27 protein-coding genes and 1 tRNA gene are annotated in these 25,476 nt (G+C 65.0%); 16 read left to right on the forward strand and 12 right to left on the reverse strand.

Going from position 1 to position 25,476, the window contains the following annotated elements; translation table 11 throughout:
* Window positions 1-51: 51 nt before the first annotated feature.
* Together ACN6KF_RS24310 and ACN6KF_RS24315 are read right to left on the reverse strand one after the other, a co-directional pair.
* A complete protein-coding gene (locus ACN6KF_RS24310; protein ID WP_434959321.1) occupies window positions 52-651 on the reverse strand; it encodes a DUF2585 domain-containing protein in 600 nt (199 codons plus the stop codon).
* 246 nt (window positions 652-897) lie between these two features.
* A complete protein-coding gene (locus ACN6KF_RS24315; protein WP_434959322.1) occupies window positions 898-3,561 on the reverse strand; it encodes a TIGR02302 family protein in 2,664 nt (887 codons plus the stop codon).
* 241 nt (window positions 3,562-3,802) lie between these two features.
* On the opposite strand from ACN6KF_RS24315, the gene ACN6KF_RS24320 reads away from it, so the two are divergent.
* The gene (locus tag ACN6KF_RS24320) at window positions 3,803-4,573 is read left to right on the forward strand and encodes a class I SAM-dependent methyltransferase (RefSeq protein ID WP_434959323.1); all 771 of its coding nucleotides are present in this window, start codon (window positions 3,803-3,805) and stop codon (window positions 4,571-4,573) included.
* 5 nt (window positions 4,574-4,578) lie between these two features.
* Window positions 4,579-6,042 carry a cobyric acid synthase gene (locus tag ACN6KF_RS24325; RefSeq protein ID WP_434959324.1) on the forward strand — a complete coding sequence of 488 codons (1,464 nt, stop codon included), beginning with the start codon at window positions 4,579-4,581 and terminating at the stop codon, window positions 6,040-6,042.
* Window positions 6,043-6,132: 90 nt separating this feature from the next.
* Here the strand turns inward: ACN6KF_RS24325 and cbiB are convergent, their stop codons facing one another.
* Window positions 6,133-7,116 (reverse strand): adenosylcobinamide-phosphate synthase CbiB, encoded by a 984-nt coding sequence (gene cbiB, locus ACN6KF_RS24330; protein WP_434959325.1) that lies wholly within the window; start codon window positions 7,114-7,116, stop codon window positions 6,133-6,135.
* A 116-nt stretch (window positions 7,117-7,232) separates the two neighbouring features.
* Here cbiB and ACN6KF_RS24335 point away from each other — a divergent pair.
* Window positions 7,233-7,308, forward strand: a tRNA-Ala gene (locus ACN6KF_RS24335).
* Window positions 7,309-7,506: 198 nt separating this feature from the next.
* Here the strand turns inward: ACN6KF_RS24335 and ACN6KF_RS24340 are convergent.
* Complete coding sequence (locus ACN6KF_RS24340) at window positions 7,507-7,818, reverse strand: hypothetical protein (protein WP_434959326.1); 312 nt, start codon at window positions 7,816-7,818, stop codon at window positions 7,507-7,509.
* A gap of 297 nt (window positions 7,819-8,115) precedes the next feature.
* Here ACN6KF_RS24340 and ACN6KF_RS24345 point away from each other — a divergent pair, with 297 nt between their 5' ends.
* A complete protein-coding gene (locus ACN6KF_RS24345; protein ID WP_434959327.1) occupies window positions 8,116-8,886 on the forward strand; it encodes a hypothetical protein in 771 nt (256 codons plus the stop codon).
* A 3-nt stretch (window positions 8,887-8,889) separates the two neighbouring features.
* Here the strand turns inward: ACN6KF_RS24345 and ACN6KF_RS24350 are convergent, their stop codons facing one another.
* Complete coding sequence (locus tag ACN6KF_RS24350; RefSeq protein ID WP_434959328.1) at window positions 8,890-9,795, reverse strand: LysR family transcriptional regulator; 906 nt, start codon at window positions 9,793-9,795, stop codon at window positions 8,890-8,892.
* 82 nt (window positions 9,796-9,877) lie between these two features.
* Here ACN6KF_RS24350 and ACN6KF_RS24355 point away from each other — a divergent pair, with 82 nt between their 5' ends.
* From ACN6KF_RS24355 to ACN6KF_RS24385, 7 genes are all read left to right on the forward strand, one after another.
* A complete protein-coding gene (locus ACN6KF_RS24355) occupies window positions 9,878-10,627 on the forward strand; it encodes a sulfite exporter TauE/SafE family protein (protein WP_434959329.1) in 750 nt (249 codons plus the stop codon).
* Between the two features lie 137 nt (window positions 10,628-10,764).
* Window positions 10,765-12,177, forward strand: a complete 1,413-nt coding sequence (locus ACN6KF_RS24360; protein ID WP_434959330.1) for an MFS transporter — start codon at window positions 10,765-10,767, stop codon at window positions 12,175-12,177.
* 143 nt (window positions 12,178-12,320) lie between these two features.
* Complete coding sequence (locus ACN6KF_RS24365; RefSeq protein WP_068289590.1) at window positions 12,321-12,632, forward strand: ribbon-helix-helix domain-containing protein; 312 nt, start codon at window positions 12,321-12,323, stop codon at window positions 12,630-12,632.
* 183 nt (window positions 12,633-12,815) lie between these two features.
* Entirely contained in the window at window positions 12,816-13,196 is a 381-nt protein-coding gene (locus ACN6KF_RS24370; protein WP_434959331.1) for a c-type cytochrome, read from the forward strand.
* Window positions 13,197-13,226: 30 nt separating this feature from the next.
* Window positions 13,227-13,601: a VOC family protein gene (locus ACN6KF_RS24375; RefSeq protein ID WP_434959332.1), complete on the forward strand. Its 375-nt coding sequence runs from the start codon at window positions 13,227-13,229 to the stop codon at window positions 13,599-13,601.
* Window positions 13,602-13,695: 94 nt separating this feature from the next.
* A complete protein-coding gene (locus ACN6KF_RS24380; RefSeq protein ID WP_434959333.1) occupies window positions 13,696-14,232 on the forward strand; it encodes a twin-arginine translocation signal domain-containing protein in 537 nt (178 codons plus the stop codon).
* A gap of 188 nt (window positions 14,233-14,420) precedes the next feature.
* Complete coding sequence (locus tag ACN6KF_RS24385) at window positions 14,421-15,992, forward strand: GMC family oxidoreductase (RefSeq protein WP_434959334.1); 1,572 nt, start codon at window positions 14,421-14,423, stop codon at window positions 15,990-15,992.
* Window positions 15,993-16,043: 51 nt separating this feature from the next.
* On the opposite strand, the gene ACN6KF_RS24390 is transcribed toward ACN6KF_RS24385, so the two are convergent.
* From ACN6KF_RS24390 to ACN6KF_RS24405, 4 genes are all read right to left on the reverse strand, one after another.
* Complete coding sequence (locus tag ACN6KF_RS24390) at window positions 16,044-16,457, reverse strand: hypothetical protein (protein WP_322433933.1); 414 nt, start codon at window positions 16,455-16,457, stop codon at window positions 16,044-16,046.
* Window positions 16,458-16,543: 86 nt separating this feature from the next.
* Entirely contained in the window at window positions 16,544-17,032 is a 489-nt protein-coding gene (locus tag ACN6KF_RS24395; RefSeq protein WP_434959335.1) for a hypothetical protein, read from the reverse strand.
* 246 nt (window positions 17,033-17,278) lie between these two features.
* Window positions 17,279-18,346, reverse strand: a complete 1,068-nt coding sequence (locus ACN6KF_RS24400) for an ABC transporter ATP-binding protein (RefSeq protein ID WP_434959336.1) — start codon at window positions 18,344-18,346, stop codon at window positions 17,279-17,281.
* A 1-nt stretch (window position 18,347) separates the two neighbouring features.
* A complete protein-coding gene (locus ACN6KF_RS24405; RefSeq protein WP_434959337.1) occupies window positions 18,348-19,142 on the reverse strand; it encodes an SDR family oxidoreductase in 795 nt (264 codons plus the stop codon).
* Window positions 19,143-19,412: 270 nt separating this feature from the next.
* On the opposite strand from ACN6KF_RS24405, the gene ACN6KF_RS24410 reads away from it, so the two are divergent.
* The 5 genes from ACN6KF_RS24410 (at window position 19,413) to ACN6KF_RS24430 (ending at window position 23,752) form a co-directional block, all read left to right on the forward strand.
* The gene (locus ACN6KF_RS24410; protein ID WP_434959338.1) at window positions 19,413-20,648 is read left to right on the forward strand and encodes an ABC transporter substrate-binding protein; all 1,236 of its coding nucleotides are present in this window, start codon (window positions 19,413-19,415) and stop codon (window positions 20,646-20,648) included.
* A gap of 296 nt (window positions 20,649-20,944) precedes the next feature.
* A complete protein-coding gene (locus ACN6KF_RS24415) occupies window positions 20,945-21,814 on the forward strand; it encodes a carbohydrate ABC transporter permease (protein WP_434959339.1) in 870 nt (289 codons plus the stop codon).
* Entirely contained in the window at window positions 21,811-22,650 is an 840-nt protein-coding gene (locus ACN6KF_RS24420) for a carbohydrate ABC transporter permease (protein ID WP_434959340.1), read from the forward strand. The genes ACN6KF_RS24415 and ACN6KF_RS24420 overlap by 4 nt, the downstream gene beginning before the upstream one ends.
* A 237-nt stretch (window positions 22,651-22,887) precedes the next feature.
* Window positions 22,888-23,253: a RidA family protein gene (locus tag ACN6KF_RS24425; protein ID WP_434959341.1), complete on the forward strand. Its 366-nt coding sequence runs from the start codon at window positions 22,888-22,890 to the stop codon at window positions 23,251-23,253.
* Between the two features lie 112 nt (window positions 23,254-23,365).
* Window positions 23,366-23,752: a VOC family protein gene (locus ACN6KF_RS24430; RefSeq protein ID WP_434959342.1), complete on the forward strand. Its 387-nt coding sequence runs from the start codon at window positions 23,366-23,368 to the stop codon at window positions 23,750-23,752.
* Window positions 23,753-23,766: 14 nt separating this feature from the next.
* On the opposite strand, the gene ACN6KF_RS24435 is transcribed toward ACN6KF_RS24430, so the two are convergent.
* Genes ACN6KF_RS24435 through ACN6KF_RS24445 form a run of 3 tightly spaced genes read right to left on the reverse strand, consistent with a single transcriptional unit; the run spans window position 23,767 to window position 25,208 of the window.
* Window positions 23,767-24,006 (reverse strand): hypothetical protein, encoded by a 240-nt coding sequence (locus ACN6KF_RS24435; protein WP_434959343.1) that lies wholly within the window; start codon window positions 24,004-24,006, stop codon window positions 23,767-23,769.
* 57 nt (window positions 24,007-24,063) lie between these two features.
* Window positions 24,064-24,747: an OmpA family protein gene (locus ACN6KF_RS24440; protein WP_434959344.1), complete on the reverse strand. Its 684-nt coding sequence runs from the start codon at window positions 24,745-24,747 to the stop codon at window positions 24,064-24,066.
* Complete coding sequence (locus tag ACN6KF_RS24445) at window positions 24,744-25,208, reverse strand: hypothetical protein (RefSeq protein ID WP_434959345.1); 465 nt, start codon at window positions 25,206-25,208, stop codon at window positions 24,744-24,746. The genes ACN6KF_RS24440 and ACN6KF_RS24445 overlap by 4 nt, the downstream gene beginning before the upstream one ends.
* Between the last annotated feature and the right edge of the window lie 268 nt (window positions 25,209-25,476).

Below are 25,476 nucleotides of genomic sequence, written 5' to 3' on the forward strand. Positions count from 1 at the left end.
ATGCTGCGACTTGGGGAGGGAGAGGCCGATTTGTCAACCGGCCGGGAAGCCTTACAGTCCGCCCTGCCAAGCTTTGATGCCGGCGATCGGGTAGACCAGCATGAGGACGTTGAGGGTGAGATTGTCGCGGATGGCATAGAGCGCGAGCAGCTCGAAGAAGATGGCGAGCGCCACCGTCACCCAGACGGGCAGGCGCGAGGCGATGAGGAAGCCCACCAGCATGAACAGGATGTCGCTCACCGAGTTCAGGATGCTGTCGCCCTCATAGCCCAGCGCGATGGTGCCCTCGCGATAGCGGTTGATGATCAGCGGGCTGTTTTCGAGGATCTCCCAGCCCGCCTCGACCACCAGAGCCAAGAGGGCCCGAAAGCCCAGCGGGCGACCCCGCGCCACCAGCCAGAACAGGCCAAAGAACAGGAAGCCGTGGATGACGTGCGAGAGCGTGTACCAGTCGGCGATGTGCTGGGAATTGTCGGCGGTGTTGGGATCGCCGACCCAGAGCTTCACCGTGCCGCAGGTGCAGATCGGATTGCGGCCCATGGCGAAGAGAATCAGCGCCGCGAGGGCGATCAGGCCCGCGCCGGCCAGCCAGTAGCGCAGCGCCGAGGTAGAATTGGCGCTTCCTGCGACCGTTTCGGAGGAGGGATTCATGGCGCGGCCGGTTCCTTTATGACCGGGCGTGTGTCCCACCATTGACCGACTTTGGCAAGGTGGCGCCGGCGCGCGCAACGGGCATCGCCATGCATTGAGGCGCCGTGGCATTGAAGGTTTGCGCCAGGCTCGGCCGAGCCGAATAGGCCCTTGGCAGGTGTCTTCCTTCCCGCCTTCGAAGCCGTCCCAGGAGCAAGCCAGTGTTAAGGGCGAACGCAGGCGCTCCGCCTGCTTTCGAGTGATCGTTCACTGCTTGTTGAGCAGGCGCTCCAGGTAATCCGTCTCCGCCTTGGGGCGGTTGGGATCGGCGAGGCGGCGGCGCAGTTCGTTCAGCACTTCGCCGGCGCGCCTCGAGGGGGAGGCTTCGGTCGATCCGTCCGCACCGGGGTCGGGGCCGTTGAGTTGCCGGCCGAGAGGATCGCGACCACCACGGTTGTTGCCCTGCTGCGGGCCCTTGCCGTTCTTGCGGGCCTGCGCCATCTGCTCGGCGAGCCCCTTTGCCGCCTTGCGCATGGCTTCGATCGCCCGCCCCTGCGAATTGACGGCGTTTTCACCATCCTGCTCGCCGAGCTGGTTTTCGGCATCGCGCATGGCCTGCCCGGCCTCACCCAGGGAGCCGGGTGTCTCCGCGCCGCTCTCGCGCAGATTCTTCTGCATCTTCTCCAATTGCTGGCGCAGCGCCTGCTGGCGCTCCTTCAGCTGGTCGAGGGAGGGGGAAGCCTCGCCCTGGCCGCCTTGATCCGGGTTGCCCTGCTGCCCTTGCCCGTTTTGGCCTTGCTGCCCCTGGCCAGACGGCCCCTGACCCTGTCCGCCCTGACCCTGTCCGCCTTGGCCTTGATCACCCGTGCCTTGATCGCTCTGACCTTGGCCCTCCTGGCCCTGTCCGTTTTGCCCTTGTCCGTCCTGTCCCTGGCCCTCCTGTCCCTGACCGAAGGGCTGGTTCTGGCGATAGGTCTGGTCGCGCAGGCGCTGCTGGCGCAGGATCATCTTGCCCATGTCGTTGAGCGATTGCTGCATCTGCTGCATCGAGGGATCGCCCTGGCCGACGCTGTCCTCGGGATTGGCCAGGTTGTTGAGGATGTCGTCGAGCTGCGAGAGCAGCTTCTGCGCATCGTCCTTCTTGCCGTTCTTGGCCGAATTCTCGAGCTGGTCGAGCAGCTTGTTCAATTCCTCCGGGGTGATGTTGCGCGCGGGCTTGTCGCCGGGCTTCTGATTGTGCTTGAGGGCCTGCTGCTGGCGCTTGGCATAGTCCTGCAGGAAATCGTTGAGGGCCTGTCGCAATTCCTGGGTGAGCTTTTCGATCTCCTCTGGCGAGGCACCGCGTTCCAGCGCTTCCTTCAGCTTTTCGCGCGCGGCCTTGAGTTGGCGTTCGGCGAGCGTGCCGTCGCCCTCCTCGATGGCGAGCGCGATCTGCCAGAGATAGTCGGCGGCGTCGCGATAGGCGTCATCGGAATTGGCGCGGTCGAGCCGGTCGCGCACGGTCCGCAGGCCGAGATAGAGGCCGGCGTCCTTGGTGAAGTCCTCCGGCGCGATCATCAGCGCTTCCAGCGCGTATTTGATCTCGCGGGCCTGGTTGGCATCGACGGCCAGGTTGAGGCGCTGCTCCACCAGGGCGCGGGCGAGCGGATTTTGGAACTCGCGCTGGGGCAGGGTGACGTCCTGCGGCTCGCTGCGACCTTCATTGCCGGCATCGTCACGCACCACCAGCGTCATCTTGACGGTCGCGCCAGCCAGCGGATCGGCCGAAAGATTGCGCGTCGCCGTCACCGTGCCGGAGCGGGCATGGCCTGCCGGCGCGGAGAGGGCGATCTTCGGCGGCTGATAGAGCGGATGGCCATCCGTCAACAGCGTGCCTTGGCTTTCGACGGCGGTGGCGCCGTAGTCATCGTCGATCTTGTAGCTGAAGATCATGCCGCCCTTGCCGTCGGGCTTCACCGGCCCCTCGAAGGCGATGGTGGGCGGCCTGTCGGGGATGACGGTGAAGACAAAGCGCGTCAGGCTGCCGTCGCCATGCCTGATATCGACGCCGGTATCGGCCATCAGCTTGAGGCGTTTTTCGACGACGGCCGCTTCCTGATCCGTCGCCGCCGAAGAGGGGACGTCCTCGGTGCCGGCCTGTGCCGCGATCTCGGTGCCCGAGATTGTCGCGCCTTTGTCGCCGGCAAGGCGCACGACCAGGACGGAGCCCTGCGGCACCGGGATCGGCGCGCCCTGATTGGCCTGCGAGAGGACCTGGGGCGCGCGGCGCGTATAGGGCGGCGGCGTCACCCAGGCGTCCATGCGCATGCCAGGCTGTTCGCCGTTTTCGCCTGAGAACAGCGCGGCGATGTCGTGTCTGGGGGAGGCAAGAGCGTCGAGGAGGCGCGGCAGGCGTTCGGCCCCGGCATAGAAGAAGCCGACGAACAGGGCCAGGATGGCACCGACGCGCAGGCCATAGCGATCGAGCTGCGGCAGGCCCGGCGAGGGAAGGCCGAGGCGCACGCGGCGGCTCGCCTCCAAGGCGAGGCGCAGATGCCGGCGCCATAGCGCTTCGGCGAGCGGGTCCCCGCCTCCTTGCACCATCCTGTCCTGACGGGTGGTGGCCGGCCGATGCGGCAGGCCGATAGCCTGGTCGATGCGCTGCAGCGCCGCATCCCGATTGGGAAGCCGCAAGCGGGTGAGCGGCCAGAGCGAGGCGAGGAGACCGGCAAGGAAGACCAGGAAGAGGAGAAGTCGCGGCAGGCCCGCCAGCACGGCGAACAGATCGAACCAGCTCAGCGCCACGAACAGGCCGGCGATGCCCAGCGGCACGGCCAGGCGCGGCCAGGTTCGTTCCCAGAATAGGGCAAGCCTTGCACGCAGCACGAGCGTATCGAAGGCACGCGCGTCGCGGGCCGCTTCCTCGCTCATGCCTGCCTTGGGATCAGCCATGCCATCATCCAAATATCTCGATCGGCGGCAGGATAAACAGCCCAGCCGGGTGATTCCAGTACCCGCCCATCATAAGCCTGTGCGTGGCGAATCCATGTCCAAATGCGTGTTTGGCACCAAAGCCTGTTCAGTCGGGCACAGGGTGTTGCAATACGCGTCGCGAATCGGCGGACTTTGCGGCACCGGATAGGGGTGATAGGCAGGCAATTCCTCCCGTGAGCTGAGCAGGATCGACAAGCCCGTGAACCACGACAATGCCCGCCCCGACCGGCTCTATGAGGATCCGGATATCGCCAGCTTCTATGACGTCGAGAACGAGTGGAGCGCCGATCGCGCATGCTGCGCGTCTCTGGCGGCGGCCTGCGCTTCGGTGCTCGATCTCGGCTGCGGCACGGGCGATCTTGCGGCGGAAGTGGCGCTTCAGCCTGAGTGCACCGTATTTGGCGTCGATCCCGCCACTGCCATGCTCGATATTGCCCGCCGCCGCCCGGGGGGCGATAGGGTGACTTGGGTGCAGGGCGACGGCCGGACCGTGCGTCTCGGCCGCCGCTTCGACCTCATCGTGATGACCGGCCATGCCTTCCAGGTCTTCCTCACGCCGGAGGATCGTATCGCCGCCCTGCGCACGATCGCGGCACATCTGGAGCCCGAGGGGCGCTTCATCTTCGATAGCCGCAACCCGGCCGTGGCCGAATGGCGCGAATGGACGCCGGAGCAGTCGAGCCGGCGGATCGAGCATCCACGTTTCGGGCCAGTGGAGGCCTGGAACGACGTCGCGCATGACCCCGCCACCGATATCGTGACCTACGGCACCCACTATCGCATCCTTGCTGAGGGGCGGATGCTGTCGTCCCATTCGCGTATTGCCTTTGCCTCGCGTTCCGAGCTGGAACAGGCGCTGGACGAAGCGGGCCTGGAGGTGGAGGCCTGGTATGGTGACTGGGAGCGCCGGCCCTGTACGCCGACGTCGCCGGACTTCATTCCCTTGGGGCGGCTGCGCAGGAGTTCGTGACGCCGATGACCGCCAAAATCCTCATGATCCAGGGCACGGGCTCGGATGTCGGCAAGTCGCTGCTGGTGGCGGGGCTCTGCCGCCATTTCGCCGACCAAGGCCTGAGGGTCCGTCCCTTCAAGCCGCAGAACATGTCGAACAACGCCGCCGTCACCGAGGATGGCGGCGAGATTGGCCGGGCGCAGGCGCTCCAGGCCCGGGCGGCGCGGGTCGCGCTCAGCGTGCACATGAACCCGGTGCTGCTGAAGCCGCAATCGGAGATCGGCGCCCAGATCATCGTGCAGGGCCGCATGCGCGGCTCGGCTCGCGCGCGTGACTACCAGGCGCTCAAGCCCGCGCTGATGGCTGATGTGCTCGACAGCTTCGAGCGTCTGAGGGCCGAAGCCGATCTCGTGCTCGTCGAGGGAGCGGGTTCGGCCTCGGAGGTCAACCTGCGCGCCGGCGACATCGCCAATATGGGCTTTGCCCGCGCGGTGAACGCGCCCGTGCTGCTGGCCGGCGACATCGACCGCGGCGGTGTGATCGCGCAGATCCTCGGCACCCAGGCGGCTATCGATCCGGAGGATGCCGCCCTGATCCGGGGCTTCATCGTCAACAAGATGCGCGGCGATGCCAGCCTGTTCGCCGACGGCATGGCCTTCATCGCTGAGCGCTCGGGCTGGCCGGCCCTCGGCCTGGTGCCGCATTTTCCGCAGGCCGCTCGCTTGCCGGCCGAGGATGCGCTGGCGCTCGGCTCCTACGGTTCCCGTCGTGCCGGTGCCAAGCTGACCATTGCGGTGCCGATGATGCCGCGCATCTCCAATTTCGACGATCTCGATCCGCTAGCCCAGGAGGCGGAGGTCGATCTCGTCATGGTGAAGCCCGGCCAGCCCCTGCCGGTGGCCGATCTCGTCATCCTGCCCGGTTCGAAGGCGACCATCGCCGACCTCGCCTTCCTGCGCGGTGAGGGCTGGGACATCGACATATCCGCCCATGTCCGGCGCGGCGGCCATGTCCTCGGCCTGTGCGGCGGCTACCAGATGCTCGGCAGGCGCATTGCCGATCCCGACGGCATCGAGGGGCCGCCGGGCGAGGTCGACGGCCTCGGTCTCCTCGACGCCGTCACGCGCCTCGGCGGCGACAAGCGTCTGGTGGCGGTAAGCGGGAAGAGCTGCGCGGACGATGCACCCTTCTCGGGCTATGAGATGCATGTCGGTGTCACCGAGGGGCCGGCGCTCGCTCGCCCGCTGCTGCGTTTCGACGACGGCAGCGCCGATGGGGCTGCCTCGGCGGATGGCCGTATCGCCGGCTGCTATGTGCATGGCCTGTTCGCCGACGACCGCCAGCGCGCCGCCTGGCTCACCCGCCTCGGCGGGCAGGGCAGTACGCTGGCCTATGAAGCCGTGGTGGAAGAGACGCTGGACGCCTTCGCCGCCCATCTCGCCGGCCATCTCGACATGGCGGCGATCGCGCGGATTGCCGGGCTGTAGGGCGGAGGCGCCAAATCGCTCATCGCGGGTGCACGTGCGCCGGCAAGCCCTCACGCCAACCCCTCCCTCCACCCGGGAGAGGGGATGCGCTCACTGATACTGCTTGTAGATCAGGTAGAAGGTCAGCAGGCCGATCACGGCCGACAGGATCACGCAGGCCATGTGGTAGAGATCGAGGGCGCGGCGTATATCGGTCGCGCCGGCATCGGCCCGGCCATTGCCCATATAGGCGTCTTCCACCAGGGTCTCGCCATAGATGCGCGGGCCGGCGAGGCGCAGGTCGAGTGCGCCGGCCATGGCCGCCTCGGGCCAGCCGGCATTGGGCGAGCGATGCTTGCCGGCGTCGCGCCGCACGGCGGCGATGGCGGCCCGCCCCCGGCGATGGCTGATGAAGGCGGCCGCGCTGATGATCAGGGCGGTCAGGCGGGCGGGGATGAGGTTCAGCCAGTCGTCGAGCCGCGCGGCGGCCCAGCCGAAGGCCTGGTAGCGCGGGGTACGGTGGCCAATCATCGAATCGGCCGTGTTGATGATCTTGTAGACGGCGATGCCGGGCAGGCCGAACAGGGCATACCAGAACACCGGCGCCACCACGCCGTCGGAGAAATTCTCGGCCAGGCTCTCGATCGCGGCACGGCACACGCCCGGCTCGTCCAGGGTCTCGGGATTGCGCCCGACGATCATCGAGACCGCCTTGCGTCCGCCGGCCAGGCCACCGACCTCCAGCCCGTGCGCGACATCCTCGACATGGTCGCCCAGGCTTTTGGAGGCGATCAGCGAGGAGGCGATCAGGCCGAGCGGAATGAAGCCGTAGGTGACGGAAAGGCAGAGCCGCTCCACGATGTAGCCGCCGAGCCCGGCGATCAGCACCAGGATGCCGGTGGCGACGATGCCGGCGCCCCGGCGGGTGGAAGGGGCGTCCTCCGCGAAGTTCAGCCGCCGGTCGAGCCAGCCGATGAGGGCGCCCATCCAGGTGACAGGGTGGCCGATCCGCGCATAAAGCCAGCGCGGATAGCCGAAGACCATTTCGAAAGCCCAGGCGATCGCCAGACTGAGAATTCTAGAGAAAACATCCATCGATACGGCAAAACCAAACTTGATCGATTCCGACCCCGCTCCGAACGAGCATGCGTGGCAAGGCCGCTTGACAGGAGGGAGGCGCGAACACTAAATGGCGACGCTTCCGGGCAGCCGGGGCTGTAGCTCAGTTGGGAGAGCGCTGCAATCGCACTGCAGAGGTCGTGAGTTCGAATCTCATCAGCTCCACCATCCCGCTTCGCGCTCCATGCGTGGCAGGGAAACCTTAAATACCCGGTAAAGTCTTCGCCTTTTGTGCACCTGCAATCGCATTCCGGCAGGCGATCTGACTCACATTAAGTTTACTTAATGGCATAGGTCGAGCGGCGTCACCGTTCCCGCCCGCGCCATCGTCCCGCCGCGTTCAGGCTGGCCGGGTGCGATTTCGGCTCATTGTGCGTAGGCATAGGCCCCGTTGCAGGCTTCGACACCGGCAACATTGTTGACTTCGTGCCGGGTCGCTCCATTCACGCAGCTTTGATAGTCGTTCGATGCGTTCGGGTACTCCGGGGTGCTTCGCACGCCGATGGTGGGCAGATCCCGCGCCGGCTTCGGCAGCCTGGCTTCAGTGGCGTAATTACCGGGAATTCTCGGTACGTTTCCGGTGAAGGGTTTGACGGTCTCGATCGAAGCCGGACCGTAGGTGCAGGCCGCTGCCAGATTGGCGAGGAGGGCGACGGATAGGAGGGCGCGCATGTTCATTCGATCCACCGGCGCCCAGTGTATTTTCGCCACAACGCGGATTGCCCTGAGGTGCCGGAGCAATCAAAGCAGACCTGGCGGCAGACAAGTGTTCCCCGGCGAACAGGGTATCGTTCGCAAGTATCATTGTCCGCAGGGACGACACCCACCCAGGCGATCGTCTTCGCTCGATCCGTTTTCCTTATGCGGCGTTTATGAAACGCGGGCGGAATATTATGCTCTCTTGATTTGAAGGCCAGCTTTGGAAGACCGTATAATGCGCTGCTGGGCAGGGCTTTGAACCGATCGAGGATGAGAATGAGAGCGTCGGTTGCCGAACTCGGTGAGGCGCTGGCTTCCAATCGCTCCGGCAGCGGCATCGGCGATCTTCCGCTTCACCTGATTTCATCGGAGCAGATGGCGGAGGAGGTCCAGGATGCGGCGCTTGCCGCCATGGACGACAATGTCGTGGGCTATTTTGCAACGGCGACGATCCCGGCCACCCGGCGCGTCCTGCAATGCGACGGTCCGGTGTTCGGACCGCTGCTCGGTGCGAGCATGCTGCCCAGTCACACCCTCTTGCGCCTGCCGCCGGGCGTCCTGGGTGCCGAATGGAGCCTCGGCCTGCTGATGGGGGATTCCTATCCCGATCCGCACCGTCCGGTGACATCGGCGCAGATCGAGGAGGCCATCATCGGCTGCGTGCCGATGATCACGATCCTCGGCCGACGGGTGAAGGGCGCGGTGCCGCTCAATTCCTGGACGGCGACGGCCGATTTTGGCCTGCATGTCGCGACCTTCAGGGGCACGCCCGTCTACGACCGGCACCTGGCCGATCTCAAGGGAATGGAGGTCGTCGCCAGCATGAACGGCGCCGTGGTTGGCCGCAGCCATGGCGAAGGGGTGATGGCCGATGTCAGGGCAGCCATCGCGGATCTTTCGCTCTATCTGGCGCGTCGCAGCCGGCAGGTGCCGCCGGGCAACCTCATCGCCATCGGCGGGGGACCGCTGATCCTGCAGGCGGTGGCCGGCCAGGCCTTTACTGCCGATTTCGGAGAACTCGGCACGGTCGAGGTGGTGTTTGCCTGAGATCTAGCCACTCAAATCTCGCGGAGATGCCCCCTGCCGCTCGAGTTCGTCGATGAGCAGGCGGGCATGCATCGACAGGCCGGCGAGGGATTTGGCGCAGACCACCAGGTGCCGGTCGGCCCAGCCGTCGCTGAGGCGCAGCGTGGCAAGGTGCGGGCTGCCATAGCGCTCGACGGCGGCGAGCGGCAGTACGCCGACGCCGATGCCGGCCTCGACCAGGCGAGCGACGGCATCGAAGCTGCGCAGCCTGACGCGGTAGGCGATGCGCCGTCCCAGGCGGCCGGCCTGGCGGGCGAGATGGTCGGTGAGGGCGCCCCCGGCGAGGCCGACGAAAGGCTCGCCGATCAGTTCGGCAAAGCCGATCTCCGGCCGGGCCGCGAGAGCGCTGGCGCTGGCCGTTACGGCCACCAGGCGATCAACGCCGAGGGCGCGCGTTTCCAGTTCGGCCAGATCGGCGGTAGCAGCGATCACGCCGAATTCGGCCGTGCCGGCGCTGACAGCCTCGACGATCTCGGCGCTGGTTCTTTCCTCCAGATCGATATCGACGCCGGGATGGCTGGCCAGGAAGACGCGCAGTGCCGCCGGCACCAGCTCGACCAGCCCGGCGGTGTTCGACAACATGCGGATCTCGCCCTTGAGGCCGGAGGAAAAGGACAGCAGCTCGCCGCGCATCTGCTCGACCTGGGCGGTGATGGTGCGGGCGTGATGCAGGAGCGCCCGCCCGGCGGCGGTCGGCTCGACGCCGCGGCGGCTTCGGGTGAGGAGGGCGGTGCCGAGCGCGGCCTCCATGCCGCTCACCCGGGCGCTGGCGGAGGCAAGTGCCATATGCATGCGCTCGGCTCCGCCGGAAATGCTGCCAGCCCGTACCGCTGCCTCGAACAGGCGCAAATCCGTGAGATCGAAACGCATGATCCTTTCCTTCGTTTTATCCGAAGGAAGGGATCGGATCTTCCCGATTGTCAAGCAGACGGCCGAATGTCAGGAAGCCTGCATGTCCGATTTTCTCCTGCTTGCTGGTGCCGGGCTGCTTGCTGGCGCGATGAACGCCATGGCGGGCGGCGGTTCCTTCGTGACGCTGCCGGCCCTGATCGCTGCGGGCGTGCCTTCGGTTGCGGCGAATGCTTCGAGTACGGTGGCGCTCTATCCCGGCGGCGCGGCCAGCGCTTATGTCTATCGCAGCGGCTTTGACCCGATCTGCGGCGCGCCGGCTGGATGGATGCTCGCGGTTACGCTGGCCGGCGGCTTGGCAGGCGCGCTGCTGCTCTTGTGGACGCCGACCTCGATGTTCGACCAGCTGCTTCCCTGGCTCTTGCTGGTCGCCACCCTCATGCTGGCGGCCGGGCCTCGGCTCGGCGCTGTGTTGCGGGCGCGGCTGACGGCGGGACCTGCCGTGGTGCTGGCGATCCAGGTCCTGCTCGGCCTTTATGGCGGCTATTTCGGCGGCGCCGTCGGGCTGATGATGATCGCGGCCTGGAGCCTGCTCGATGGAGCCGACTTCAAGGCGCTGAACCCAGCGCGCACGCTGATGGTCACCGCCGCCAATAGCGCCGCCGTCCTCTGCTTCGCGCTCGCCGGGGCGGTGGAATGGACGCAGACGCTGATGGTGGGAGGCGGGGCGCTCGCGGGCGGCTATCTCGGTGCCCAGGCGGGCCGCCGTCTGCCATCCGCCGCCGTGCGCCTCGCTACGTTGGTGATCGCGATCGGCATGACCGTAGCCTTCTTCGTCAGGGCCTATGCGTGAAAATGAATTTGGAAACGATCGTTCTCTTTTAGGTCCATCTTCAGCTTTTCCTTTCCAGTCTCGTCTTCTTTTTCTATGGTCCGACCAATGGCGCGGCAGAAACTTTCCGCCGCCTTCAGTCTTCGGAACCGACCTTCATGACATCCAAGCCGGCGAGCAGTTCCATCCTGGCCTTTCTCGTCGCAGGCGCCTATTTCATGGAGATGCTGGACGGCACGGTGGTGGTCAGCGCCCTGCCACAGATGGCCGAATCCTTCGGCGTGCAGCCGATCGACCTCAATATCGGCATCTCTGCCTATCTGCTCACTCTGGCCGTGCTGATCCCGGCGAGCGGCTGGGTCGCCGATAGATATGGCCCGCGTGCCGTGTTCGGCTGGGCCATCGTAATCTTCACCGTGGCCTCGATCCTGTGCGGCCTCAGTTCCAGCCTGCCGGTCTTCACGGCGGCGCGGATCCTGCAGGGCGTCGGCGGCGCCCTGATGGTGCCGGTGGGGCGGCTGATCGTGCTGCGCAATACCGCCAAGCAGGACCTGATGCGGGCGATCGCCACCATCACCTGGCCCGGCCTGGCGGCGCCCGTGCTCGGCCCGCCCATCGGCGGCTTCCTCGCCACCTATGCGACCTGGCACTGGATCTTCTTCCTCAACGTGCCGCTCGGCATCATCGGCTTCATCCTCACCATGAAGCTGATCCCCGCCGGCAAGCCGGATGGCGCCAAGCCGTTCGACTGGACCGGCTTCGTCTTGATCGGCGTTGCCTGCTTCGGCCTGATGTACGGCCTCGACCTGATCTCGCGACAGGACAGCTCGATGTCCCTGGCGGCGATCTGGCTGGCGGCGAGCGCCGTGGTCACGACAGTCGCCGTTCTCCATGCAAGGCGGGCTGAGCATCCCCTGGTCGATCCCTGGGCCCTGCGCATCCGCAGCTTCTCCATCACTATCTTGGGCGGCTCTGTGTTCCGCGTTGCCATCGGCGCGGTGCCCTTCCTGGCGCCCCTGATGTTCCAGCTCGCCTTCGGGCTCGATGCCTACCAGGCCGGCCTGCTGGTGCTGTGGGTGTTTGCCGGCAATATCGTGATGAAGCCCTTCACCACGCCGGTGCTGCGGCGCTTCAGCTTCCGCCAGGTGCTGCTCGGCAACGGCCTCGCCAACGCCGTGCTGATCTCTTCCTATGCGCTGCTGACACCGGCGACGCCCTTCCCGCTGATCTGCGCCTTGCTGTTCGCCAGTGGCCTGACGCGGTCGATGCAGTTCACCGCCCTCAATACCATCGCCTTCGCCGACGTGCCGGAAGCGCGCATGAGCGGGGCGAACACCCTCTTCAACGTCGCCCAACAGATGTCGATGGGCCTGGGCGTCGGCGTGGCTGCCGCAGCACTGCGCCTTGCCGAGCTGTGGTTCCCGGGCACGAACGGCTCGCTGCCGCTGATCGATTTCCAGATCGCCTTCGCGGTGATCGGATTGATCGCCTTCATCGCCATCCTCGACATGATCGGCCTCGATGCCAAGGCCGGCAACGAGCTCAGGGTTCGGCGAGCAGGCGCGAAATAGCATCCCGATACCAGCAACGCCCGGGCGCGACGTTCATCGATTGACAGACCCGCTCTCTTTGGAAAGAGTCAAAGAAAGCAAAGCGTTTTGCGACGTGCCGCAATCGGCAGGCATTGCAAGGACGCACCGATCGGGGGAATGCCATGTGCCATCTGTTCGCCTCCCAGCCGCCGGAGACCTATGAGACGCATACGCGTTCGGTGCGTATCGGCGGGCACGCGACCTCGATTCGCCTCGAAGCCGTCTATTGGGACATTCTGGAGGAGCTTGCGGTCGACCAGGGCATGTCGCTCGGCCGTTTCGTCACCCGCCTGCATGACGAAGTGCTGGACCTTCACGGCGACGTCCGCAACTTTACCTCGCTCCTGCGCTGCTGCTGCCTGAAATATGTCGCCGAGCTGCGACCGGCCGCTTCGCGCCGGCCTGCCGCCTTCGATCTCGTCGCCGCGGAGTAGGGCCGGCAGCCGTTGCTCTCGGTTCTGCCAGGGCTCCGCGCTGCTTTGGCTGAAGACAACCTATTTTCCGAATTCTCGACGTGTAATGCAATATTACTACCCGGTGTCTGAAGCCGGCACCTAACCTCCTGTCCATAGTCGCAAACCAAACAGGCGGTCATGATGGGTGGGACGCAAGGAGGGATGGGCAAGGCGCTTGCCGTCATGGCGGGAGCCTGGCTGCTCGGCATCTCCACCGCCCAGGCGGACGACGATCTCGTCGCCGCCCAGAAGCAGTTCGTCACCAGCTGCGGCACCTGTCATGTCGTCGATCCCAAGGCGGGTCCACGCCAGGGGCCGAACCTGGCCGAGATCGTCGGCCGCAAGGCGGGAACCTATCCGGGTTACAAATATTCGGCGGCCCTCGCCAATGCCGGCTTCGCCTGGGATGGCGACAGCCTCGACAAGTGGATCACCAATGCCCAGGCCTTTAAGCCGGGCACCACCATGCCCTATCGCCAGGCCGATCCCGCCAAGCGGGCGCGGATCATTGCCTATCTCAAGTCACTCAGCGTTCAAAAGTAGAGGCCAGTTCCCATGGGCATGATTCACAGCATGATCCGCGTTCTCGACGAGGAGCGTTCGGTCGATTTCTATCGCAAGGCCTTTGAGCTCGATGTCGCCGGCCGCTTCGCCTTCGAGAGCTTCACCCTGATCTATCTGAGCGACGAGACCGGCTTCGAGCTGGAACTGACGGTCAACAAGGGTCGTACCGAGCCCTATCAGCTCGGGGACGGCTATGGCCACCTGGCGATCTCCGTGCCGGACCTTGCTGCGACGCATGCGAAGCTCTCGGCCCTCGGCCTCGCACCCGGCGATTTGAAGACCCTGTCCTTCCCGGATGGCTCGGGAGCCGCTCGCTTCTTCTTCATCCAGGATCCGGACGGCTACAAGATCGAGGTGCTGCAGCGGGGCGGGCGCTACAAATAGCCCAACGGCCGCCTGTAGGCGGCCGCTCGGCGTCACAAGAACGGCAGACCGGGGCGCCGATGGCAGCCCCGGCGCAACATGCAGGGAGGACAACATGAAGAAAGCCAGGCAGGCGGGTGAACTGTCCCGTCGCGGTTTTATCGTCTCGGCTGCGACCGGCGTTGCGCTGGTGGTCTCCGGCGGCGCGCTCTATTGCCCGCGGGAGGCCTGGGCGCTGGACGCCACCACGCTGAAGCCGGAGACGCTGGAAACGCTGATCCGGATGTCGCGCGACATCTATCCCCACGACCGGCTGCCCGATCGCTATTACGCCATTGCCGTCAAGGACTTCGATGCCAAGGCGGGCAAGGATGCGGCCAGCAAGGCGCTGTTCGAAGATGGCGTGACCACGCTGGACGGGCTGGCCGCCGCAGCAGGGGGCAAGCGCTACGCCGATCTCGGCTGGGAAGAGGAGAGGCTTGCGATCCTTCGAAAGGTCGAGGCATCGCCCTTCTTCGGTGCCGTGCGCTCAGGCCTCGTGGTCGGCCTCTACAACCAGAAGGAGGTCTGGCCGCTCTTCGGCTATGAGGGCTCCTCCGCCGACAAGGGCGGCTACATCAACCGTGGCTTCTCCGACATCGAGTGGCTCTGACCCGGCCTGCAGAAACCGGATTCCCTCGATCATTCTGACCGGCCGGGTCTTCCTGCCGGCGGCACCCATTCCCGAGCAAAGCGCGTTTCAGCGAGAACGCATTTTTACTCTCATTCTTTGGTTCGACGCGTCCTTGCCGCCTGAGACGAGCCCGTCTTTGCGCAGGATGCTTTGGAGGAGACGGAACCATGGCAGCTCCTTTTGATCTGAACGACGATTCCGTCGTGGTGATCGTCGGCTCCGGCGCCGGCGGCGGCACGCTGGGCACCGAACTGGCCCTCAAGGGCGTGAAGGTCGTGATCCTGGAAGCAGGCGGCCGCTACGAGATCGAAGACTTCGTCAACGACGAGTGGGAGAGCTTCGGCCAACTCGCCTGGAAGGACATGCGCACCACTTCCGGAAGCTGGCGCGTGCACAAGGACTTCCCCAATTTGCCGGCCTGGATCGTCAAGGCGGTCGGCGGATCGAGCGTGCACTGGGCTGGCGCCTCGCTGCGCCTCCAGGAACACGAGTTCAAGATCCGTTCCACCTATGGCAGCCTGCCGGGCGCCAATCTTCTGGATTGGCCGATCACCCTCGCCGAACTCGAGCCCTATTATGCCAAGGCCGAGGACAAGATGGGGGTGACACGCACCAACAACATTCCCGGCCTGCCCGGCAACAACAACTACAAGGTGCTGGAAGCCGGCGCCAAGAAGCTCGGCTACAAGGAAGTGCATACCGGGCGCATGGCGATCAACAGCCAGCCGCGCGACGGGCGCGGCTCCTGCCAGCAGATCGGCTTCTGTTTCCAGGGCTGCAAATCGGGCGCGAAATGGTCGACCCTCTATGCCGAGATCCCGAAGGGAGAGGAGACCGGCAATCTCGAGGTTCGGCCGAACAGCCAGGCCGTCAAGATCGAGCATGATGCGAAGGGCAAGGTCACCGGCGTGGTCTATCTCGACAAGGACGGCAAGACGCAGCGCCAGAAGGCGCGCGTCGTCGCGGTTGCCGGCAATTCCATCGAGAGCCCGCGTCTGCTGCTCAACTCGGCCTCGAACCTGTTCCCGGACGGCTTGGCCAACAGCTCCGGCCAGGTCGGCCGCAACTACATGCGCCATACCACCGGCTCGGTCTACGGCGTTTTCGAAAAGCCGGTGCACATGTATCGCGGCACTACCATGGCCGGCATCGTGCGGGACGAGGCGCGCCACGACCCCAAGCGCGGCTTCGCCGGCGGCTATGAGCTGGAGACGCTGTCGCTCGGCCTGCCCTTCATGGCAGCCTTCCTCGATCCCGGCGCCTGGGGGCGATCCTTCACCTCCGCCCTCGACAGTTACGATCACATGGCCGGCATGTGGATCGTCGGCGAGGACATGCCGAGCGAGGCCAACCGCATCACCCTGCATGCAAGCGCCAAGGACAAGGCGGGCATGCCGGTCGCCAATGTGCATTTCGACGACCACGAGAACGACACCGCCATGCGCAACCATGCCTATCGGCAGGGGCGGGCGATCTATGAGGCTGTTGGCGCCGTCAGGACCTTCCCGACGCCGCCCTATCCCTCCACCCACAATCTCGGCACCAACCGCATGAGTGCCAAGGCATCCGATGGCGTGGTCAACAAGCACGGCCAGACGCACGACATCAAGAATCTGTTCGTCTCGGATGGCAGCCAGTTCACCAGCGGAGGCGCGGAGAATCCCACATTGACCATCGTGGCGCTCGCCATCCGGCAGGCCGACTTCATCGCTTCCAGCCTGAAGAAGGGGGAGCTGTAGGGACGAGGCGCGGGAGGCGCCGAGTGAGCCTCCCGCACCGTAAAATCCTGCTCAATCCGCGACCAGATGGCTCTTGCAGACGGCGCTGGGTGGGGCTTCCCAGGGGCCGCGCGGATTCATCTGGGCGGTGTAGCCCTGATAATCGCTGATGGTGCGGACGCAGTCGGCATAGGCAAGTTCGCCCCTGCAGCGTTTCATCGCCGGGGAATGGTCCGCCAGCCCCTTGGCGCGGCAGATCGAGGTGTACCCCTCGTCGACAAGCCGCCGGCTCTGGGCTTGCTGGCAACCGGTCTTGTCCTGGGCGCTGGCGCATCTGGCGGCGGCGTCCTGACGGACCTGCCGCTTGTCGATGCCGCTTCCCGATGCGCAGGCTGCCAGGGCGATGCCGCTGCCTACAACGAAGAGGAGGGCGATAGGGAAGGGCAGCTTGCGTCGGAGGGACTGACTTTCATGATTGACGCGCATTCTCGGCCATCTTTTCGTTGTTGTCGGAGGCTTCAGCCCAAACCATGGCACGGGGCGGCAATAGCGTCGATGTCAGCCCGCCCTGCTCAGCTTGCTGTCCCCATCGGATTGGGCAGGTAACCGACGAAGCCGGCGATCTTCCAGCTTCCGTCGACCCGGTTGCACAGATAGAGGGTCTGCCAACTGATGGCATCGATGCTGCCGTCGGCCTTGGCGATGGTGCCGTCGAATTTCTTGTGTGCCACCGCCCGCTCGCCGTTGATGTCGATCTCTTGCAGCGAAGTGATGCGATAGAGCGCCTCGCGGCGCGGTTCGGCATAGGCGGTGGCCGCCGAGAGCCTGGCCTGGCTCAGCCAGCGGTCGCGGTAATCATCGAGGCGCGGAAAGATCATGCGCCATTCGTCCGGATTGGCGGATTTAAGGCCGCTCAGGCCGAAGAAGCTTTCGGCGAGGAAATCGCCCTCCACCGCCGGCCAGTCCGCCTTGAGATAGGCCTCGATGTCGCGGCGGACCAGCATCTCCCACAGGGCGTGGCGTTCGGGATCGTCGGGGAAGGGATTGGTGTCGAAGGGCATGCAAGGTCCTGAAAGGAAAACGGTTTGAATAGCTGGCGCGACACTGACACCCCCTTCGCCCCGTTTACGGGGAGAGGGCAGGGGTGAGGGGCTGTGCAGTATGTGCGGACTTATCGCTGCCCCTCACCTTACTTCTCCCCGCAAGAAGCGGGGCGAGGGGGCGCGAGCGTCGAGTCTCTTCATTGACCACCCCGTCTCGCACGACCCTCAGCGAGACCACAGGCACGAAATCCCTGGCCTCCCGCCTTACAGCCGCGCACCGCTCTGCGGATCGAAGACGTGGACATTCGCACGGTCGACATTGAGGTGGAGCGTCTCGCCCGGCTGGGGCGACAGGCGCTCGCGGAACACGGCGCGCATCGCGATGCCGTCGATGGTACCGAACAGATGGGTCTCCGCCCCGGTGGGCTCGACCACGCCGACCACGAAGGGAAAGCCGTTCTGTTCATTGCCGAGCAGGAAATGCTCAGGGCGGATACCGATCTCGACGGCCTGGCCGGAGGTAGCGGTGCTGTCGCCCATCGGCAGCGAGAGGCCGTTCTGCGTTCGCAAACGGGGTATGCCGTCGCCCTTCTCGACCGTGCCGGGAATGAAGCCCATCGAGGGCGAGCCGAGGAAGCTCGCCACGAAGCGGTTGGCCGGCCGGTCGTAGAGTTCGAGCGGCGTGCCGACCTGCTCGATATGACCGGCATTCATCACCACGATGCGGTCGGCCATGGTCATAGCCTCGATCTGGTCATGCGTGACATAGACGATGGTGGTCTTCAGGTCCTGGTGCAGCGCCTTGATCTCGGTGCGCATCTGCACGCGCAGCTTGGCGTCGAGATTGGAGAGCGGCTCGTCGAACAGGAACAACTCGGGCTGGCGCACGATGGTGCGGCCCATGGCAACGCGCTGGCGCTGGCCGCCGGAGAGCTGGCGGGGATAGCGGTCGAGATAGTCGTGGAGATTGAGCACGCCGGCGGCCTTCTTGACGCGCGGCTCGATCGATTGGGCGCTCTCGCCGCGCATGCGCGGGCCAAAGCCGATATTGGCGCGCGTCGTCATGTGCGGAAACAGAGCGTAGCTCTGGAACACCATGGAGATGTTGCGCTGCTGCGGCGACAGCTTGTTGGCAAGCTTCGAGCCGATCCACAATTCGCCGTCCGAAATCTCGTCGAGACCGGCGATCATGCGCAGCAGCGTGGACTTGCCGCAGCCGGAGGGGCCGACCAGCACCACGAATTCGCCGTCGCGGACATCGAGGTCGATGCCCTTGAGGATCACGGCCGAGCCATATCGCTTTTGCAGCGCCTTGACCTGCAGGCCCGCCATGTCACGACCTCCTCTCGATGATGTCGCGCACGAAGCGCAGATTGCCGGCGGTCAGGCCGCCATCGACCGGCAGGACCGCCCCCGTCACGCCGGCGGCGAGCGGGGAGGCCAGGAAGACGGCGGCATTGGCGACGTCCTCGGGGCGCACCATCCGCCCGAGAGGGTAATGGGAGACGACATCTTCGAGGATCGTCGGATCCTTGGCAAGGCGATGGTCCCAGGCCGGCGTGCGCACCGAGCCGGGGCAGACCACATTGGCGCGGATGCCGTTCCGGCCGGCTTCCACCGCGATCGACTTGGCATAGGCGATCAGCCCGGCCTTGGCGGCCGAATAGGCCGGGTTGCCGTAATGGCCGAGCCCGTTGACCGAGGCGACGAAGACGACCGAGCCGCCGCCGCGCGCCACCATCGCTTCCATCACGGGCCGGGTGACATGGAAAGCGCCGGTGAGGTTGATGGCCAACTCACTGTCCCAGACCGCGTCGTCGACGTCATCCAGCGTCTCGGCGCGGGTGAAACCGGCATTGTTGACCAGGATGTCGGGCGTGTTGCCCTGTGCCACCAATCCGGTGATCGCATCGGTGCAGGCCTTGGCGTCGGTGAGGTCGAAAACGAGTCGGTGCTGCAGAGGCAGGCTTTCCAGGAGGGACGCATCCCGGTCTGCGCCGGAGACCATGGCGCCGGCGTGGCGGAAGGCTTCGATCATCGCCCGCCCTATGCCCCCGCCGGCGCCGGTGACCAGGACATGGCGCCCCGAGAGGCCGAAGGGATCGGGGTGGCTGGCAGGATCGGACATCGGAAGACTCGTGAGAACGGATGGTTCTTTGCGAACGAAAACGGGCGCCATCTATGCATGCCGATGGCGCGAAGGCAAAGCCGCATGCCGCCTCCCGCCAGTGAAGATTGGGGGTAATGCGATAGGGCTGACAATTCCACGTCGGCTGTGTGCCGATTGGTCAAATCTGCTTGCGCGGTTTTCGATTACGGGGAACATTAGCGCCCTCTTGCGGCGAGGCGCGCGGGGGCGCGGCAACGACCGCAGCAATGACAAGGACGGGGACGTTTCATGACAATGATCGGACGGATGGCGATGCTGCTCGCAGGCGCCAGTCTCCTGGCCTGCGCCGCCACGGCACAGGCGGGCACGGTGCGCGTGACCATCGCCGAATATTCGAAGGCGACCGGCCCCTATTTCAAGGAAGCCGCGGAGGCGTTCCAGAAAGCCAATCCCGACACCAAGGTCGAGATCGAAGTGGTGCCGTGGGACAATCTTCAGCAGAAGCTGACCACCGACATTTCGGCCGGCACCAATGCCGATCTTTCGATCATCGGCACGCGCTGGCTGCTCGATTATGTCTCGCAGGGTGTGGTCGCTCCGCTCGACAGCTACATCACGCCCGAGTTCAAGGGCAGCTTCATCCCGACCTTCCTGTCGCCTTCGGTGATGGACGGCAAGACCTACGGTCTGCCGATCGCGGCTTCCGCCCGCGGCATGTATTACAACAAGGACGTCTTCGCCAAAGCCGGCGTGACCGAGTTCCCCAAGACCTGGACCGATTTCCAGGCCGCCGCCGCCAAGATCAAGGCGTCTTCGCCTGACGTGGCTCCCTTCGGCCTGCAGGGCAAGGAAATCGAGACGGACGTCTATTTCTACTACGGGCTGTGGGCCAATGGCGGGACGATCGTCAAGGACGGCAAGTCCGGCCTCGACAGCCAGGCGGCTATTGATGCCGCCAAGCTCTATAAGGGCTTCATCGACGGCGGCCTCACCGAGCCGGGTGTGACCTCCTATGCCCGTGAGGACGTGCAGAACCTGTTCAAGCAGGGTAAGGTCGCCACTGTGATCACCGCGCCCTTCCTCTCCGGCCAGATCAAGAAGGAAGCGCCCAACTTGAAATATGGCGTGGCGCCGATCCCGGTCGGGCCTGAAGGCAAGCCCTTTACCTATGGCGTGACCGATTCGATCGTGCTGTTCGAGAACTCCAAGGTGAAGGACGAGGCCTTCAAATTCCTCGCCTTCCTGTTCTCCACCGAGCAGCGCACCGCCTTCGACAAGAACGAAGGCTTCCTGCCGGTGAACGCCAAGGAAGCCCAGGATCCCCATTTCGCCGACGATCCGGACCTGAAGGTGTTCGCCTCCCTCCTGCCCAACGCCATCTTCGCGCCGGTGATCCCAGGCTGGGAGGACATTGCCCAGACGACCTCCAACGCGATCCAGACCATCTATCTGGGCAAGGGCGAGATCGAGCCGACGCTCAAGGAAGCTGCCGCCAAGGTCAACGGCATCCTCGCCAAGAAGTAACAGGATGACGGGTGGAGGCGGCAGCGAATGATCGCTGCTCCATGGGTAAGCGATACGCTGCCCCTCACCCTTACCCTCTCCCGGTATGAACGGGGCGAGGGGGAATTTAGCGTCGCGCCCTGTCCAGCAAACGTGGCGTTTTATACAAAAGCGCAACGCCCGGCGCCCCTCTCCCTGTTCTTACGGGTATCGTCCACTCCAAAAGGAGTGGACTGGGGTAAGGGTGTGGGGCAGCACAGTTCGTGCTGTAAAAGACCAATCAGCCATTCCCTTCGCGCCGAGGAGACACACACTGCATGGGGCGTGCGACACCCTATCTTCTGATCCTGCCGAGCTTCCTGATGGCGGCCTTCATCATCTTCTGGCCGCTCTACCAGATCGGCCAGATTTCGCTGCATGACGTCAACCGTTTCGGCATGCTCAGGGAGTTTTCGGGCCTCGCCAATTTCCAGGCCCTGTTCGCCGATCCCGATTTTCTCGCGGCGCTGTGGCGCACGCTGGTCTGGACTGTGGGCGTGGTGGCCGGCACGCTGATCGTCTCTGTGCCGATCGCCCTCATCCTCAACGACGATTTCTACGGGCGGAGCCTGGCCCGCGTCATCATCATGCTGCCCTGGGCAGTGTCGCTCGCCATGACGGCGGTGGTCTGGCGCTGGGCGCTCAACGGCGAGAGCGGCATGCTCAATTCCGGGCTGCGGGGCCTGGGGCTGATCAACAGCAATATCGAATGGCTGGCGGACGCCTCCACCGCCTTCCCGATGCAGATCCTGATCGGCATCCTGGTCTCGATTCCCTTCACGGTGACGATCTTCCTCGGCGGCCTCTCCTCGGTGCCCGACGATCTCTACGATGCCGGCGCGGTGGAGGGCGCGAGCCGCTGGCAGCAATTCACCCACATCACGCTGCCCCTGCTGAAGCCCTTCATCAACATCGCCTTGGTGATGAACACCATCAACGTGTTCAATTCCTTCCCGATCATCTGGGTGACCACGCAGGGCGGCCCGGCCAATTCCACCGACATCCTGGTGACCTATCTCTATAAGCTCGCCTTCCGCCTGGGTAAGTTCGGCGAGGCGGCAGCGGTGTCGATCATCATGTTCGGCCTGCTGCTCGTCTTCGCCATCATCTATGTGCGGCTGGCCATGCGCGAGGAGGAACAGGCATGAGCAAGCTCAAACGCTCCATCCTCTACTGGGTCTTGCTGGCGCCCTTGGTCGTCCTCACGCTCTTTCCCTTCGCCGTGATGCTGGTGACTGCGCTCAAGCCGACGGAGGAGATGTTGTCCTCCTCCTGGTGGCCGAGCCGGCCGGTCTGGAGCAATTTCATCACCATGTATACCGAGACCGCCTTCGGGCCGGCGCTCGTCAATTCGCTGATCGTGTCGCTGGTCACCACCGTGCTGACGGTGCTCGTCGCCATTCCCGCCGCCTATGCGCTCAGCCGCTACCGCTTCGCCGCGCGCGGGGCCTTCCGGCAGTTCCTGCTGATCTCGCAGATGCTGTCACCTATCGTGCTGGTCTTCGGCCTGTTCCGTCTCCTGGTGGAACTCGGCAACCGCCTCGGTTTTCAGCTGATCGACAGCCTGAGCGGCGTGACCTTCATCTACATTGCCTTCAACCTCGCCTTCGCGGTGTGGATGCTGCAGAGCTATTTCTCCACCATCCCCAAGGATCTGGAGGAGGCGGCCTGGATCGAGGGCGCCGGTCCCTTCGCCACGCTGGTCAAGGTATTCCTGCCGCTGGCGCTGCCGGCGATGGCGGTGACGGCGATCTTCACCTTCATCAATGCCTGGAACGAATATGTCATCGCCCTCACCATGCTGCGCAAGCAGGAGGCCTATACACTGCCCTTGCAGGTGGTGAACCTGGTGGCCGGGCGCTACACGGTGGAATGGAACTATGTGATGGCGGCCGCCCTGGCGGCGACCATCCCGATCGCGATCCTGTTCACCTGGCTGCAGCGCTATCTGATGCGCGGCCTGGCGCTAGGTGCGGTGAAGTAAGACAGCGATCCGCGTGTGTTGCTGCCTCGTAGCGGTGGGGCGAGATGATAAGAGTGACAAATGAGCGCGACGCTTGCGCCTCCTCTCCCCGTATTTACGGGGAGAGGATAGAGGTGAGGGGCGGCTCAGCGTTTGTTTTGGCAGACATCCATGCTGCCCCTCACCCTTACCCTCTCCCCGCGGGTGGGGCGAGGGGGCGGCAAGTGCCGTGTCTTTGATCGCTCTGAAGGAATTCCCATGACCAAGCAGCATTTCGGCACCTCCCATGTCCCCCTGTCCCCGGCCGTTCGGGCGGGTGACAGCATTCACATTTCCGGCCAGGTGCCGACCCTGCCGGACGGTTCGGTGGTGCCGGGTGGCATCGAGGCGCAGACCCGCCAGGTGATGGAGAATCTCGGCAAGGCTCTGGCCCTGGCCGGGGCCGGGCTGGAGGACGTGGTTAAGACCACCGTGATCCTGGCCGATGCCCGCGATTTCGGTGCTTTCAACAAGGTCTATGGCAGCTATTTCCCCGCCAACCCGCCGGCACGCACCACGCTGGAAGCCCGGTTGATGATCGACATCAAGATCGAGATCGAGGCGATCGCCTACAAGCCGCTGTGAAAGGCCAGGGGTGAGGGAGTGTCTCTCGACTCACCCCAAAATCCCGCTTCTCGGACTGGACAAGACTGGCTCTTTGTCTTATCGCTTAAGTGAACAAACAGGGAACACGTCCATGAAGCTCGGTTATGTCGTCCATTATGTCCGTGACGTCGTCGAGACCTCGGCCTTCTACAAGCAGGCCTTCGGGCTGGAGACACGCTTCATCGCCGAGGGGCAGTTCGCCGAACTCGTCACCGGCGAGACCTCGCTGTGCTTTGCCGATGAACGCTTCGTCACCGACATGACCGGCCCCTTCCAGCCCAACCGGCCGGATGCGCCGCCGGCGGGCATCGAGATCGCGCTGGTGGTCGACGATGTCGAACTCGCCTGCAAGAAGGCCCTGTTCGCAGGAGCGCAGGCGGTATCGCCGCCGGCGCAGAAGCCCTGGGGCCAGATCGTCGCCTATGTGCGCGACAACAATGGTTGCCTGGTCGAGATTTGCACCAAGGTGGCGGTCTGAGCCGGTGCCGCGGTTCAGCCGTTGACGATGATGACCGTCATGATCACCGCGGCCACGCTGATGCAGAACACCACGCCGAGCACGAGTTGCACCAGGGCGTTGGCCGACACATAGGTGCCGGCGACGCCGCCCAGCACGCGGATGGCCGTCTGCTTGCCCTCGCCGACGGCGGCTATCGGATGCCCGCAGGATGGGCAGGCGAGCGCCTGTTCCGAGACGCGCTGGGTACAGGCAGGGCAGGGAATCAATGCCATGGTGTCGCCTTTCGCTTGATCGTGATGGTTGCTTGGTCGCCGGGACGCAAGCGCCCGTTATTCGGGTGGCTTGCCGATCTCGAACTCGACCCGGCGGTTGCGCTGGCGGCCCTCGGCATCGTCGGCGCCGCCGGCCTTTTGGTTGGGCGCGATGGGGCGAGTCTCGCCATAGCCCTTGATGGCCAGGCGCGCGGGACCGATCTTGCCGCGGGCGAGATAGGCTTTGACCGAGGCGGCCCGGCGTTCGGACAAAGCGAGATTGTAGTCGTCCTCGCCCTTGGCGTCGGTATGGCCACCGATCTCTACAGGCGCCTTGGGGAAGGCCTTGAGCACCTCGATGAGCCGTGCCAGCACGGGCTTGGCATCGGCGCGGATGTCGGTCTTGTCGAAGTCGAACAGCACGTCGCCGGGCAGGCTGATCAGGATCTTGCCCTCGCTCTCGCGGGCACCGAACTGCTCGAGCAACGCCTGCGTGCGGCTGCGCAGCTTGGCCGGCACCTCCCTGAGGCGCAGGCTGGTCGCCCTGCCGGCCGGGCCGAGCCGGCTTGCCGGAGCCTGCGGCGCGAAGCGCGTGGGTGGCAAGGCATAGGGGTGCCAGCGGCTCGCGCCGATATCGCTGGGGCGAAACGCGGTCGGCTGCCCGCCGATCGGCTCGCGGCGATGCTCGATAATGAGGGCCGAGGCCGGCAGCGCCGGAAGAGCCAGGCCCAGTAGCGCCGCGGCGGCGCCGAGGCGCCTCATTGCGCCTTGACCGGGATCTTGAGCGTCAGGCCGGGGGCGTTGAGGTCATCGCCCGCATTGCCGTCGTTGAAGACCAGCCGGACCTCGCCGGCATCGGCCGGAATGCGGCCGGGAAACACCAGTTCGCCATCCATACTCTGGCCGTTCTGGATCATCAGATAGGGATTGTCCTCGGGCTGACGCAGGCTGAGCTTCTGGTCGTTGCCGATGTCGAGGAAGGCGTTGACGTCGTTGAGATTGACGCGATTGGTCTGCCGGCTGTCGAAGGAGGCGACGAGGCTGACCACCGTGGCGTCATCGCCCAGCGTGATCTTCTTGACGATCACCGTGACGCCGGCCGGAACGCTGGTCTGCACGCTGCCCTGATGCACCACCCGGACTGCCTCCTCGGCCACCGATGGGGCAGCCATCGCCAACGCCAAACCGGCGGCCGCGACCACGCGCGCTAAAAATGGCTTCATTCCAAATTTTTCCGACACCGCAAGTCTCCCCAGTACCCCAATGAAATCCAAAAGATCGCTGCAAGCTTATGGATTTCAGAGCGAAACTATCACCGGGCCTGTCGGCAGTTCAACTGTGGGATCATCTACAGCTATAGGCTGTGGACAGAAGGGTTGAGGCTGCGACCGGGCCAGGGCATTACGACAGCCTGGATGCGTCATTGCGAGACCGGGCAGCTATACCTGTGGGAACAGGCAGGAGACGTCGGCGGCGCGAGCTGGTCAGCCG

Source organism: Labrys methylaminiphilus subsp. lupini, assembly GCF_051161885.1.
Classification (GTDB): Bacteria; Pseudomonadota; Alphaproteobacteria; order Rhizobiales; family Labraceae; genus Labrys.